General features: G+C 36.1%; 13 protein-coding genes. 2 read left to right on the plus strand and 11 right to left on the minus strand.

Going from position 1 to position 14,162, the window contains the following annotated elements; all coding sequences use genetic code 11:
* Positions 1 to 82: 82 nt before the first annotated feature.
* The gene (locus AC106K_RS14985) at positions 83 to 250 is read left to right on the plus strand and encodes a hypothetical protein (RefSeq protein ID WP_482446327.1); all 168 of its coding nucleotides are present in this window, start codon (positions 83 to 85) and stop codon (positions 248 to 250) included.
* 37 nt (positions 251 to 287) lie between these two features.
* Here AC106K_RS14985 and AC106K_RS14990 read toward each other — a convergent pair whose 3' ends face one another.
* The 10 genes from AC106K_RS14990 to AC106K_RS15035 all read right to left on the minus strand — a co-directional run bounded on the left by AC106K_RS14990 (position 288) and on the right by AC106K_RS15035 (position 12,452).
* On the minus strand, positions 288 to 2,453 hold the full coding sequence (locus AC106K_RS14990) for a TonB-dependent receptor domain-containing protein (protein WP_482446328.1): 2,166 nt from the start codon (positions 2,451 to 2,453) through the stop codon (positions 288 to 290).
* A 79-nt stretch (positions 2,454 to 2,532) separates the two neighbouring features.
* A complete protein-coding gene (locus AC106K_RS14995) occupies positions 2,533 to 3,597 on the minus strand; it encodes a helix-turn-helix domain-containing protein (RefSeq protein WP_482446329.1) in 1,065 nt (354 codons plus the stop codon).
* A gap of 649 nt (positions 3,598 to 4,246) precedes the next feature.
* Positions 4,247 to 5,533, minus strand: coding sequence for a citrate synthase (locus AC106K_RS15000; protein ID WP_047096802.1), 1,287 nt, complete (start codon positions 5,531 to 5,533; stop codon positions 4,247 to 4,249).
* An 84-nt stretch (positions 5,534 to 5,617) separates the two neighbouring features.
* Positions 5,618 to 6,910: a phosphopyruvate hydratase gene (gene eno, locus AC106K_RS15005; protein WP_047096803.1), complete on the minus strand. Its 1,293-nt coding sequence runs from the start codon at positions 6,908 to 6,910 to the stop codon at positions 5,618 to 5,620.
* A gap of 266 nt (positions 6,911 to 7,176) precedes the next feature.
* Positions 7,177 to 7,488 (minus strand): hypothetical protein, encoded by a 312-nt coding sequence (locus AC106K_RS15010; RefSeq protein WP_482446330.1) that lies wholly within the window; start codon positions 7,486 to 7,488, stop codon positions 7,177 to 7,179.
* Positions 7,489 to 7,611: 123 nt separating this feature from the next.
* On the minus strand, positions 7,612 to 8,400 hold the full coding sequence (locus AC106K_RS15015) for a sensor histidine kinase (protein ID WP_482446331.1): 789 nt from the start codon (positions 8,398 to 8,400) through the stop codon (positions 7,612 to 7,614).
* On the minus strand, positions 8,397 to 9,002 hold the full coding sequence (locus AC106K_RS15020) for a hypothetical protein (protein ID WP_482446332.1): 606 nt from the start codon (positions 9,000 to 9,002) through the stop codon (positions 8,397 to 8,399). The genes AC106K_RS15015 and AC106K_RS15020 overlap by 4 nt, the downstream gene beginning before the upstream one ends.
* Positions 9,003 to 9,004: 2 nt before the next feature.
* Positions 9,005 to 9,796, minus strand: a complete 792-nt coding sequence (locus AC106K_RS15025) for a hypothetical protein (RefSeq protein ID WP_482446333.1) — start codon at positions 9,794 to 9,796, stop codon at positions 9,005 to 9,007.
* A 6-nt stretch (positions 9,797 to 9,802) separates the two neighbouring features.
* The gene (locus AC106K_RS15030; RefSeq protein WP_482446334.1) at positions 9,803 to 10,435 is read right to left on the minus strand and encodes a response regulator; all 633 of its coding nucleotides are present in this window, start codon (positions 10,433 to 10,435) and stop codon (positions 9,803 to 9,805) included.
* Between the two features lie 163 nt (positions 10,436 to 10,598).
* Entirely contained in the window at positions 10,599 to 12,452 is a 1,854-nt protein-coding gene (locus tag AC106K_RS15035) for a glycoside hydrolase family 35 protein (protein ID WP_482446335.1), read from the minus strand.
* Between the two features lie 66 nt (positions 12,453 to 12,518).
* Here AC106K_RS15035 and AC106K_RS15040 point away from each other — a divergent pair, with 66 nt between their 5' ends.
* Positions 12,519 to 12,953 carry a hypothetical protein gene (locus AC106K_RS15040; protein WP_047096809.1) on the plus strand — a complete coding sequence of 145 codons (435 nt, stop codon included), beginning with the start codon at positions 12,519 to 12,521 and terminating at the stop codon, positions 12,951 to 12,953.
* Positions 12,954 to 13,006: 53 nt separating this feature from the next.
* On the opposite strand, the gene AC106K_RS15045 is transcribed toward AC106K_RS15040, so the two are convergent.
* Positions 13,007 to 13,831, minus strand: a complete 825-nt coding sequence (locus AC106K_RS15045) for an N-acetylmuramoyl-L-alanine amidase (protein ID WP_482446336.1) — start codon at positions 13,829 to 13,831, stop codon at positions 13,007 to 13,009.
* Positions 13,832 to 14,162 lie beyond the last annotated feature (331 nt).

Here is a 14,162-nt window from a genome sequence, read left to right on the forward strand (position 1 = left end):
TTTAATTTCCTATATTAGTGATATAATTCTCGAGCAATTATAGACAAAAAAAACTTACTATTAACATCAAAAAAACAAAGTCATGAACAAGAACAATCCGGTGCTGAAAAATGCACAAAAATTAGGAAGAGAGCAACAAAAAACACTAATGGGAGGTGCCATCCCACCAGGAAACAGAAGATGCTGCGAATGGGATGATGTCACTGGAAAATGTTATATATGGACGTGTGACAGATGCCAATGTCCATAATCAACTAAGAAACCTGCCTTAAAAGCAGGTTTTCTTTTTATCTGGCTCTGTTTTCTTCTTCTGTTTTCTGAGTTTCTTTTGCCTGATATTTCGAGCTTCCAAAATTATAGGTGAGTGAAAGAAACAGGCGGCTGCTATCCCACCAGTGTGTAAAGCGGTTATCCATGATCTGTTTATGTCTGAATTCCAATCGCTGATCATAGGAATCAAAGATGTTATTATACCCAATTTTTGTATTGAGTGTATTGCCAAGCCATGATTTCTGGATGGACAGGTCTACCGTATATCTTGGTTTAATTATATAAAGACTGTTTCCGGTTCTGGATTCATAATTGGCAAAGAGATTAATCGTATACCCTTTTGGAAGTGAAAAAACCTGATTGAGCCGGACTTCATAATTGTAAATACCTATTGCAAAAACCTCATCCAGATAGGGTCTGAATTCATAGTTGTAATATCCGGCAATCTGACTGGTGATGTTCCACCATTTTACTATTTTAACAGGGAAACTGGTTTCCAGAACGGCGAAATTCCTATAAGGAAGATTCGTTCCTAAATATTCCAAAACATTGGTTTCCGGATTGTATAGTGGATAGCGTGTCATTACCTCCTTTTCTTTCCCAAGAGTAAAACTTGTGATCCAGTTTTTATATCGATAAGTTGCCTTAATCTGGCTGGTAAAAGAAGGCTGTAAGTAAGGATTTCCTATCCAATAGTTCAGTGGGCTAAAATAAAAACGGAACGGGTTAAGCTGTGAGAAAACGGGTCTTGTCATTCTCCTGCTGTATGAAAGGGAAAGTTCATTCGAGGTATTGAATGCATAGCTTGCACTGAAAGACGGCAGCCATTCCAGGTAGTTTCTTGAAACGACAGAATCTATGGTAACTGCATTAGAAATACTATTTGTATTTTCAAATCTTAGTCCTGCATTGATCTGGAGTTTTCCAAATTTTTGACGATAGCCCAAATACCCGGCCCATATTCTTTCTTTATAGGAAAATGTATTGCTTCTCGAAGGATCAAATACGAATTGCCCGGCAACCGACAAAGTATCATACCTGATATTATTGTTGGTATCTGAGCTGCTGAACTTTACCCCCGCTTCAATGTCTGCATTTCCCAGCTTCTGTGAAGCATCAATCTGAGCGGTATAAATGTCAATTTTATTAAGCAGATCCGACTTCCAATAAGACAAAATCTCATTTGCAGGTTGATTTCTATTGATGAAATCATCTTTCTGCTTATTTTTCACTGAAAGGTAGTTCCCTAGAAAGTTGAGTCTGAATCCTTTTTTCTGAAAAGAATAATCAGTTGTCAATCCATAAGTATCCTGCCCATAATCAGAAGGATTTTCACTCACTGTATTAAAAATCAGCTGGCTTTCATTTTTATCAGTTGTATAAAGTGATCCGTCACGGGAGCGGTTATTATCCCGAAAATTACCTCTCAGGTTTAAGCCTATTCTATTGTTCTCATTCCATCGGAAATCTGCACCTGCCTGTATATTGTAAGCCAAAATATCGTCTTTCTGATAGGTATTGGTCCGCATCATATTGGTATTAGCCAATCTTTGTACAGCATTGTACCGGTAAGTGGACATTCCATTGTTATATCCTGTCTGAAGATTGTAGGTAACTTTTCCTGTAGTGTAAGAAAGGTTGAATGTATTTTCTCTGTAATTAAACCGGTTGACATATACATTAGCACCATAATTTCCTTTCCAGCCGAGGTTGGTATTCTTTTTTAATTTAATATCAATAATTCCTTTAAACTCAGCATCGTATTTTGCAGATGGATTGGTATTGACTTCTACAGAAGCTACCATTTCCGGTGATAATGACCGTAAATAGGCCTGAAGTTCCTGGTTACTCATCACAACAGGTTTCCCATCGACAAGGATCGCCGGACTTATTCTTCCGCCTACAAAAATTCCGTCTTCCTGATCCACCGTTACCCCAGGAGTTTTTCTCAAAACGTCAAGAAGATTGACCGATGTTTTAAAGTCTTTGTTTCCGGAGACGGTCACCACTACATTTCCCTCATTAAGTTTTGTACTTCGGGGAGCTGAACGGATAACAACTTCTGAAATATTCGTTGTGACAGATTTTGATTCTGTAAGCGAGTCTGGCAATTTTCTTTCCTGTGCCTTTCCTAAAAGTGAGAGAAACAGCAATAGCAGCAGAAGCCATAATTTGAATATCATAATTTTTAATTTTATGAATCCAAAAGTATAGGCTCAAAGTAGAAATGAGGTTTTGGAATTGAAATTCCGCAGTACGAAATTATAAATTTGAACTCTGGAACCTTGGCTCAGAAGGGGTTTGAGATTGTTTGTACAAAAGAGGGGTTGTATTTTTTATTTTCTTAAATGTAGAAAAAAATGTAGACTTGGAATTGAATCCTACTTCATATCCGATCTCTTCAATTTTAAGATAAGATCCGTTTTCAATTTTCTCACAAGCTTCATCAATTCTGTATTCATTGATATAGGTTGAAAAACTTTTACCTAAATTATCATTTAACAACTGGGAAAGCTGATGGGCAGATATATTCATTCTGGAAGCCAGATCACTTAATTTCAGATTCGGGTTTTTATAAAGTTCTTCTGAATCCATTAACCGCTCCAGTTTCACCGCAAAGCCATCTGCCTGCTCTCCGGAAATCTTTTTATTAGAATACCTGCTACTGACTTCTTTTATTGGAGTCTGCTGGTATTTTTTATTGAATAAAATTAGAAAATTAGCATACAAAACGAATGAAAACACCAGGCTTCCTCCTGCACAATAGATCTGTACCCAACCTGTAGAAATAAGCTGATACGTAAGAAATATAATCAAATTACTAACCAGAACGGAAACCACAAATTTATTGGGACTTCTGATATTCTGTTTTGAATAAAGATAATATTGATAAACCGTAAGAAACACAAATATCGACCAAACGGTATAAATAAAGCCTCCGAAATAATGATCCCAGGTCACCGGAAAAAATAAATAGAGCAACCCGACGGCCCCTAAGATCAGGGTTAATATTCCAAACAAACGGCGACAGCTCTTCCAATCAAAATGTTCCTGTTGAAAAGAAGATTTCACATAATAATACAAAGCCAGCCCTGTATAAACCAGTCCTGACAATCCCAAATGAGGAATAAGCCTCGGCAAATCAGGATAGAAATAGATACATACGGAAATACCCACTCTTAAACTCAGTGTGAACAAAAGAAGCCCAAGAAAAAAATCAGGTACGTATTTCAGTTTTTTGACAAACAGCAGGTAGATTCCCAGAAGAAGTCCATTGAATGCTCCTACTGCACTGAAGAAAAATAACATCTGTTGTCCGAAAGTCATGATTGATTAATTTTTTTGATACAAATATATTTACAAACCGGATCGATAGGAACGGACTTTAGTCCGTTCAACTTATAGAGTTCATTCATCTGGCTTTAGCCAAAGCCTATAATAATCTGCAAGAGTAAATTTAATAAATTATTGGATTGAATTTCAGACAGATTGATGTTTTCTTGAAATTAATATGGGTATTTTAAGTTTTGGCTAAAGCCAATGGAATTTTTGTCTATTGGATAACGGGCTAAAGCCCGTTTCTATTGAATGATAAACTTTGTGGATCATATTGCGGAAAAGTTATCTTGATATTGATGAATCTATGAACCTCTTTGCCAACAGATTAAGATCCGTTTCTATTGATATTAATTTATTAAAGTATTAAATTAATTTCACGCAGATCTTTGTGCCGTATTTTTGGTCTGGTTAAATCGTGTTATTTGTGAAAAAATATTAGTGGAATTCGTGTTTAAGATCTCCCACAGCTAATCTCATTGCTTATATCCTAGCCCCGATAGAAACGGTTACCCCGCAACATGCGCCGGAAATGCAGAGGCGTGAGGAGTACGAGTGGATAGCGGGAAATAGCTCCTAATCATTAAAAACAAAAAATCCCAAAGCAAGCCTTGGGATTCTTTTATGGTATAAGCAAATATTATCTGCTTGCGATGTCGATGTAGTTTCTTTCCTGAGCACCTTGGTAAACCTGTCTTGGTCTTCCGATTGGGTCTCCTTTCAATCTCATTTCTTTCCACTGAGAAATCCATCCTGGAAGTCTTCCTAATGCAAACATTACAGTAAACATTTCTGTAGGAATTCCTAACGCTCTGTAGATAATACCAGAGTAGAAGTCTACGTTTGGATATAGTTTTCTTTCTACGAAGTACTCGTCTTCAAGAGCTACTCTTTCTAACTGCATTGCAATGTCAAGAGCTTTATCCTGGATTCCTAATGCTTTAAGGATGTCGTCAGCAGCTTTCTTGATGATTTTTGCTCTTGGGTCGAAGTTTTTGTATACTCTGTGTCCGAATCCCATTAGACGGAAGCTATCTCCTTTGTCTTTCGCTTTAGCCACATATTTAGATACGTCACCACCATCTTTCTCGATAAGCTCAAGCATTTCGATTACAGCCTGGTTAGCACCACCGTGAAGTGGTCCCCAAAGTGCAGATACTCCAGCAGAGATAGACGCGAAAAGACCTGTGTGAGCAGACCCTACCATTCTTACTGTAGAAGTAGAACAGTTTTGCTCGTGGTCAGCGTGAAGGATTAATAATTTATCTAGTGCATTTACTACTACCGGATCGATTTCGAAATCAGCGTTTGGTAATCTGAATGCCATTTTGTAGAAGTTTTCTACGTAGTTTAGGTTGTTGTCTCCGTGGTTTAATGGTAAACCTTGAGTTTTTCTGTAAGTCCAAGCACAAAGGTGAGAGAACTTAGCGATCATCAGCTCAGCAGCGTGATCCATTTCTTCTTTAGAGTTTACGTTAACGGCTTTCGGGTTGAAGGCTGTCAAAGCAGAAGTTAAAGAAGATAAAACTCCCATAGGGTGAGCAGAACGAGGAAAAACATCAATGATTTTTTTCATTTCGTCTGCGATGAAGTTATATTTTTTAATGTTGTTGTCGAAAGAAGTAAATTGATCCTGAGTAGGTAATTCTCCATGTAATAAAAGATACATTACTTCTGTGAAGTTAGATTTTTCAGCAATCTGCTCGATTGGATAACCTCTGTAGAATAATTCTCCTTTATCTCCGTCTAAGTAAGTGATGTCGCTAATAGTAGCTCCTGTATTTTTGTAACCTAAATCCAGAGTGATCAAACCTGTCTGGTCTCTTAATTTTGAAATATCAATCCCTCTGTCTCCGATAGTACTATCCACGATTGGATATTCATATGAATTACCGTCGTAATTCAATATTACTTTGTTGTCTGACATTATTTATTTATTTTTTTTAAATATACCACTTTCCATAAAATACGGCAAACAAAAATTATCGCTTGCCGTTATTTATAAATTCAATTATCTTTTAATTTTAAATGCTTCTAAACCTGGGAAAATTGCAGTTTCACCAAGAGCTTCTTCAATTCTTAGTAACTGGTTGTATTTCGCCATTCTGTCTGATCTTGAAGCGGAACCTGTTTTGATCTGTCCACAGTTCATAGCTACTGCTAAATCAGCGATGGTAGAATCTTCAGTTTCTCCTGATCTGTGAGACATTACGGAAGTGAACTTGTTGTTCTGAGCCATCTGTACTGCTGCCATTGTTTCAGAAAGGGAACCAATCTGGTTTACTTTTACAAGGATTGAGTTAGCAATTCCTTCTTTTACTCCTCTTGATAATCTGTCAACGTTTGTTACAAATAAGTCATCACCTACCAACTGTACTCTGTCACCGATTTTATCAGTTAACATTTTCCATCCTTCCCAGTCATCTTCCTGCATACCGTCTTCGATAGAAATGATTGGATATTTAGCCGCTAATTCTGCAAGGTAAGAAACCTGCTCTTCTCTTGATCTGTGCGCTCCTTTGTCTCCTTCGAATTTTCTGTAATCGTAAGTACCGTCTTTGTAGAATTCTGAAGCGGCACAGTCTAATGCCAACATGATGTCGTCACCTGGCTTATAACCTGCTTTTTCGATTGCCTGAAGTAAAGTATCCAAAGCGTCCTCAGTACCGTTGAAAGTTGGAGCAAAACCTCCTTCGTCTCCTACTGCTGTAGAAAGACCTCTTCCTTTAAGGATCGACTTAAGGTTGTGGAAAATTTCTGTTCCTTTTCTCAATGCGTGAGAGAAAGAATCAGCTTTTACCGGCATAATCATGAATTCCTGGAATGCGATAGGAGCATCTGAGTGAGAACCACCGTTGATTACATTCATCATTGGTACAGGAAGGGTGTTTGCATTTACCCCACCTACATATTTGTAAAGAGGCATTCCCAGTTCTGCAGCTGCAGCTCTTGCCACTGCTAAAGAAACTCCAAGGATTGCATTGGCACCAAGATTTCCTTTGTTAGGCGTTCCGTCAAGGTCACGCATAATCTGGTCGATATAGTTTTGCTCGAAAACCGGCTGCCCAACTAAATTCTCTGCAATTACTTCTTTTACATTTTCAACAGCTTTCAAAACTCCCTTTCCCTGATATTCTGAACCACCGTCACGTAATTCCACAGCTTCGTGTTCACCTGTAGACGCTCCTGAAGGTACAGCTGCACGCCCCATTGCTCCATTTTCTGTGAATACATCTACTTCGATGGTAGGATTACCTCTGGAATCTAAAATCTGTCTTGCTTCTATGTAAGAAATTGCACTCATTTTTTATTTTTTTTAGTTTATACAAATTTAATCAAAATTTAACTTTTAGGGGTATTCCGTGAGGATCTTTTTGAAATAAATCCAAGTTAAATTTTAGTTAATTTATATTATGATAAACGCAGTAATTTTATTCATAGAATACATCCGTTTGGAAATGTCAGTTCCCAATAAAAATGTCTCCAAATATTGATGAATAATTGGAGACATCGGTCTTTAAATCCATTGAAAAATCTAAAGAATAGGGTCATTAGTTTTTAATCGTTAAGCTATTGCCTATTGGGTGATGGGGCCAGAAGCCCTGCCAAAGTACCAATTGCTCCGGAAGAGATGGCTGTACATATGGTAATCACTTCAACCTTAATTCCTCCTTTTATTATTGAAAGCACAAAGACTCCAATAATAATCATCAGGATTACCAGCCCCAGAATAATAACAATCGCCCGGCAAATCCAAATATCATCTTTGGGAGGCAAACCAGAACGTACTGATCTGTGATTTTTATTTGGCTGCCCAGTATTATTTCTGTTGATAAAGGCTCCTCTTACATATTGAAACCTTCCGTTAGCTAAAGTTTCCATGGTTATCAGTTTTATGATATAAAGTTCTGCCAAAAAAACATTCATGTCAATTACCCAAACGGGTGATATTACAAACAAAACAGCACCATTAGAAATGACGCTGTTTATAAAAATTGTATTGATTTATAATGTAACCCTGAAGAGCAGGCTGGTTCCGGTCTTGTCAGATGACAGTACACATTCACCCTTTAATTCCTCCATTCTTCTTTTCATATTCCGAAGGCCATTTCCTTCCTGACATTCTTCAGGAATTCCTATTCCATTATCTGAAATTTCCATGGTAAAAATATTGGCATTCTGGGAAAATGAAAGTTTTAGCTGACTTGCCTGGCTATATTTGTAAGCATTATTAATCGTTTCTTTTAAGCATAAGAACAAATTCCTTCGCTGCTCTGTAGAAATAGCTGTTTCTGCAATAATTCCCTTACATTCTGAATGCAGTACTATTTTTGTTTTTTTCAGAAAATTCCCGGCATACAATGTAGTATAATCCATAAAACGCTCTAATGTGTCATTTCCAGAATTCAGACTCCAAAGCATTTCCCGCATAGAAATATTCATTTCTTCTGAAGTTTTCAGCAGTTCGTCAATATCATTCTGGAGCTCTGCATCTTCAGCTCTCTGCCTTAGAAATTCTGCCTGAAGCTTCAGTGCAGAAATACCTGCCCCAAGGTCATCATGCATATCATGGGAAATACGTTCTCTTTCCTGCTCTATTGATCTTTGTTTTTCGAGTTCTTTTTGGAGGAGCTGGTTTTGGTATTCAGCTTCTTTGAGTTGTTTTTCTTTTAAATGCAACAACTGTTTCCGGTTATAGATGAGAACAACAAAAATAAGGAACCCTACAAACAACATCATTATGCTTATTGCTGTTATATATACGATCTTTATTTCGATGGGCAGATTGTTCATTGTTTACAAAATAAACTACGTAAAAATAATAAATAGGTTGTGATATTTATAAAGGTAAAAATATGAGAAATTTTTGTTAAAAAATCACGATCAGTATTGTTAAAAAAATACATAGGAAGCATTCTGAAAATATAGAAAACAGCCCAAAATAATAAAGAACTGCTCAACCAGAAAAAGCGTAGATCTAAAATATTATTTTCTTCATCTACGCTCGAAATCTTTTTATATAACCAAAACAAAGCAATAAAAATTAAGAATACAGAGTAAAAATATCCAGTAGAAATAGAATATTCTTTCTCAGAAAAAGAGTTTAAAATAATAAAACTACTTACTGTAAGAAAAATAAGCGTAGCAGTCTTAATAATATTACTGTTATTAATTTCTTTATAATAAATATATCCAAAATAAGCGATACAAAATAAATCCAAATAGCTATATATCCTTGACGTGATTATCTTCATTTCAACAGCAATCATGATTTCAATCACTAAAGTAATTCCGAAATAAAGAAAAAAAAATTGCTTCCACAGCCTTTTATACACTATGGAAACAATAAAATTTATATTGATTATATTATAATATATAATGTCTGGTATAGTCATATTTAACAGTTTCCTGGAGGGCAAAGACCGTTTCTGTCATAAACCCCAACATCTTCAAATGGGGTAAAATCCGTTCCATTATATTTTCCCAATATCATGATAAAAGTTAATCTGTATTTATAAACATCACTTGCCATATGAATTGCCGGATAACATGCAATTCCTATGTTTAGTGTAGGATCCTCGGCTTGTTTTTCCACGCATTTATTATAAACAGCATCTGCCAGTGTAAATCGTTTCGTATTACTTTCTGTAGGATCATTTAGCTGTTTTTGAATATATGCGTCTAATTTACTCTTCAATGCGTTATTATAAATATTTCTATTACTAAAAAAATCTGCCCGTTCTATTTCAATTTTATTATCACAATTACTAATAATATAATATTTCCCTTCCTTATCTTCAGTCATAAAAACTATGCCCTCTTCTCCTTCTCCTAAAAATATGTGAACTTCAGTTTCATTTAAAAAAATATCGTCGGCAACTGATTTTTTAATCATTATCGGTTTCTCATATTGATCTTCTACCAATTGGCTGTACGTGTTCACCATTTTAAAAGCCGGTCCTGCAGGAAACTCACTAGTAACCGGTATTAAAACTTCTTGCCCATTTTTTTTTACAATAAAGCCTTTATAAACATTTATACCATGAAGCTGATGAAGCTCCTGAGGAACATCGTACTCTTTAATAATAGGGGTATCCCCTAAAATTAATCCTGCGATTTTTTGATCATAGATTTTGATTTTGCTCCAGTCAATGTCGCTTGCGGTAAGCTTTAGATTTTTTGTACTCATGATTTCTTAGTTTTTGAAATTGTTAAATTTATTTATTGCTTCTACTTTGTTGCTGACATGCAGCTTTCTGTAGATATTGCCAACGTGTTTTTTTACCGTATCGATACTGATGAACGTTTTATCAGCAATTTCTTTGTACAGAAGTCCTTGTGAGAGGAGTTCAAGAATTTCCTTTTCACGTTCGGTAAGTTCATCAAAACCTTTGATTTCGGGGAGTTTCTTTTCGAAATGTTTAAGAACTCTCCTGGCAATAGAAAAACTCATAGGAGCCCCGCCACTATGGACATCCCGGATAGACGAAAGGATTTTATCCATGCTTTCTCCTTTTACGAGATAGCCCATAGCACCAGCTTTTAAAGAATTAAAGATTTTTTCATCATCCTCAAAGCTTGTACACATGATGAATTGGGTATCCGGCATATCCTTTCTGAGTTTCTCAATAATTTCTATTCCGAGCATATCCTGAAGCTGAATGTCCATCATGACAACATCCGGGGAAATTTCAGAAAGATTTTTAAGCGCAGTATTTCCATCGAAGAACTGAGCAACTACCTTCATATCTTTTTGGTAATTGATCACCTTCTTCAACGCATTGTTGTAGTTCTTTTCGTCTTCTACTATGGCGATGGAAATGCTCATGTCATTTTTGTTTGAAGCAAATTTCAACAGAAAACAGATAAGAATCAATTACACCTTTGTGTAATCTTAATATTTTGAGTGTTTGTTTATGGTCAGTTTTTAGTCTATTAAATTTAATCAATTTTCCATTGCAAAAGTCAGTTTCATTTAAATAAATCATCAATTATTTTGCAAGTTGATCCAGGATCGGATGATCAATACTGCTGACTGAATTCGGGGATTGAATCTGCTCAAAGATCTGAATAAGATTCTTTCCTTTTTTCAGCCATACTCCGGGAATATAAAGTGTTTGCTGCGGACCTGCTTTACTCCAGTATCTTCCAAGATTCTTTCCATTGATGAAAACAATCCCTTTTCCAAAATTCCGCATATCCAGAAAAGTATCTCCTGTTTCATTCAGGTTAAATTCTGCTTCCTGAATGATGGGCGAACCATCGATCATTTTTTTAGTATTGGAAATATGTTTTGGAAACTGATTGAAAGGCAGAGGAAACATCTCCCAATTCCCGGTGATGTCAGCCTGATTTATTTTTACAGGTTCTATAATTCCTTTTAAATTATGAACAATCTCAGCTCCATAATTGATCCTGCCCATATTTTCTACCAGAATATCCAACTGATCCCCGGACTTAAGATCGATTTCAAGATCATATTTTTTGTGAATCCTGTTAAGCTCACCTTTCCAAACTCCATTTACATAGATATTGGCATAGTCTCTTAATCCTTTTATTTCCAATAATCCTTTATGAGCCTTATCAAATTTTCTTCGGTATAAAACATATCCGTTTCCGATATTCAGATCCTCAAAAGTAAGAGGCTGATCTTTTATAACAGGTTTTATCCTGGCAATAACATCAAAAAGGCTGCTTGTTTTTGAAAACTCAATATTGGGGATGGTGATCACTTTTGTTGGTTGGGGAATTTCAGGAAGCTTACCGTTATGGATCTTCTCAAAAATTTCCCTTAAAGCATGGTACTTTGGAGTTGCCCAGCCTGATTCACTGATAGGCGCATCATAATCGTAGCTGGTAAGATCCGGCTGGATGTCAAATTCCTTATTATAATTGGCTCCACTTGTAAAACCAAAGTTGGTTCCTCCATGAATCATATAGTAATTGAAAGAAATTCCATTCTTTATATACAAGTCTGTCTGCTTCACTACTTCTTCAGTGGATACCTTTACAAAAGGCTCTGCCCAATGATCCAGCCATCCCGGATAATATTCAGCAACCATATAAGGTCCCTTCCCTCCGTTATATTCGTTAATGCTTTTCCTGAGGACTTCAATATCACTTTCACCGTTGGCAGTAGGTAAAGCTCCTTCGATAGAACCTCCTTTAAAAAGTGAACTGCCATCTGAAGTAAATAATGGAACCGAGATACCGCCTTTCAAAAGCATATCTTTTATTTTATGACTGTATTTCCGATGCTCTTCTAATGGAATATCCTTCCTTTGGGCCACATAAGATCCAAACTCGTTTTCAGCCTGCACCATGATAATCGGGCCGCCATTATTAATCTGTAAGGGAACAATCTGCTTCGACAGCTGACTGATATACTTTTCACATTCTTCCAAAAAAGCCTTATTGTCTCTTCTTATTTCTAAACTCTTATTCTTCTGCAGCCACCAGGGATAACCGCCGAACTCCCATTCTGCACAAACATAAGGGCCAGGACGAATGATGACATATAAACCTACCTCCTGTGCTGTTTTTATAAATCTCCGTAAGTCTTTTTCTCCTGAAAAATTCCATTTACCGGGAGCTTCTTCGTGATAATTCCAGAAAACATACGTAGTCACCGTATTCAATCCCATTGCTTTCATCATCTGCAGCCGATGTTTCCAATATTCAGATGGAACTCTGGGATAATGCATTTCTCCTGAATAGATCGTAAATGGCTTTCCGTTCAATAAAAAATGGCCCTCTTTTATTTCAAAATTCCCTTTTTGGGAAAATGCTGAATTGGCCAGGAAAACCAAAAGAATTATATATAAATATCGGCTAAAATTTCTCATATTAGAAGGCATGATTTTTGTAAAATTAAAGAATAAAAATCATATTGAATATCAAATAAAATAATCATGAGAAAAAGTATTTTAGTACTTGGAGCAGTACTTACCTTAACAGTTATTGGCTGCAAAAAAAGTGAAAGCGGAAACAAAAGCGTTATCAAAACAGACAGCTCATCAACCGTCATTACAGACACCAACGGAAAAATAGATTCTGTAACGCAAAGTTCGTCAACGGTAGACATCAATGGACAAAAAACTGAAAAAACCGATTTTGTTTATAAAGCTACAGACGGAACACTGGTAAAAGTAGTATTCAAAAATGATCCAAAAGAAAATACGGTAGCGATTACCAGCAACAAAAAGACATTTACCCTTCCAAAATCTGAAACGAAAGGGGATGAAACGATCTATAAAAAAGATGATATGACTGCAAGAGTAAAAGGCGACAGTCTTCACCTTGAGCAGGGTAATAATATCATTGAACTGAAAAGAACCAAAATATAAAACAAAAATGTCCCTCGGATTTGAGGGACATTTCTTTTTCAAATATCATCAGGCTAGACCTTCGTCAGCAGGTCACCATTAATCCAGCCATATACCGGCTCTTCATCTTTTGGGGTTGTTAATAAAACATACACATAGAACCATCCTAGTTTACTTTTGATAAATTCTACTTCAGTATCCTTATTAAGCTGTACGATCGGATCAAATTCAGCACCCGGTCCTTTCCTTATATTGATATTGTTTGCCGTGACTTTATAAATGTCTGCAGAGTCATCTTCTCTTCCGAATAATTTTGATCTAAAGCTTTCCATAGGAAATGCCGGTCCCGGATCATTTTTCCTAAAAGGGGCAATATCATCATGTCCCAGAATACCTTTAATATTATAAGTTTCCATCAGCAGCTTGCATACCTGAAAACAAACCTCAAGTTGTTTTTCAGTAAAGCTATGCCAATAAGATGTCGTGTTCTCATGTTTATGCTTGGCTGCCACTACAACATCTTTTGAATATTCTTTTTCAAACCATGCATAAAATCTGTCATTCACTTTGGTAAGTTTTCCGGGATTCTCCAGCTCTATACCAATAGAAAAATCATTGAACCCTGATCTGTCAGACCAACGACTTCTTCCGGCATGCCATGCTTTTCGGTTAAATTCAACCATTTGAGTAATCCTTCCGTCTCTGTCTATAATAACATGAGCGGAGGCTTTCGCCATAGGATCCTGAAACCAGTTTATAGAATTTTCAACACCGCGGTCTGCTGTAAAATGAATGATAATGTATTCCGGAACAATAATTCCCTCTTTATTGAGCGTTTCTATAAAATTAACACTCTCGCCGGAAATTGTTTTTCCTAACTTATCTTTTACGATGATCATGAAGAAGTTTTTTTTTAAGGCTTCAAATTTATTCTAAAAAAATAAATTAAACGTCAAAGAAATGAAGAAAATAATCAATAATAAACATAATTTTCTTTATTATTCAACTATTAAGTTCTGATTGATGTGCTTAAATAATCATTACGACTGTTTTATGAACTCTTAACAAAATAGTATTTTAGCTTTTTTCGAGTTTCTCTTTTATAATATTAGTATTTACCGGGCTCTTTTTGGTAAGATATATTGAAAAGGAGCAACAGGAATCGTTCTGATGTCTAAGGTGAAATAAAACAAAAAAACCACCCGGAATCCGGATGGTTTTATTATATCT

The sequence above is a fragment of the Chryseobacterium sp. FR048 genome (genome assembly GCF_056844665.1).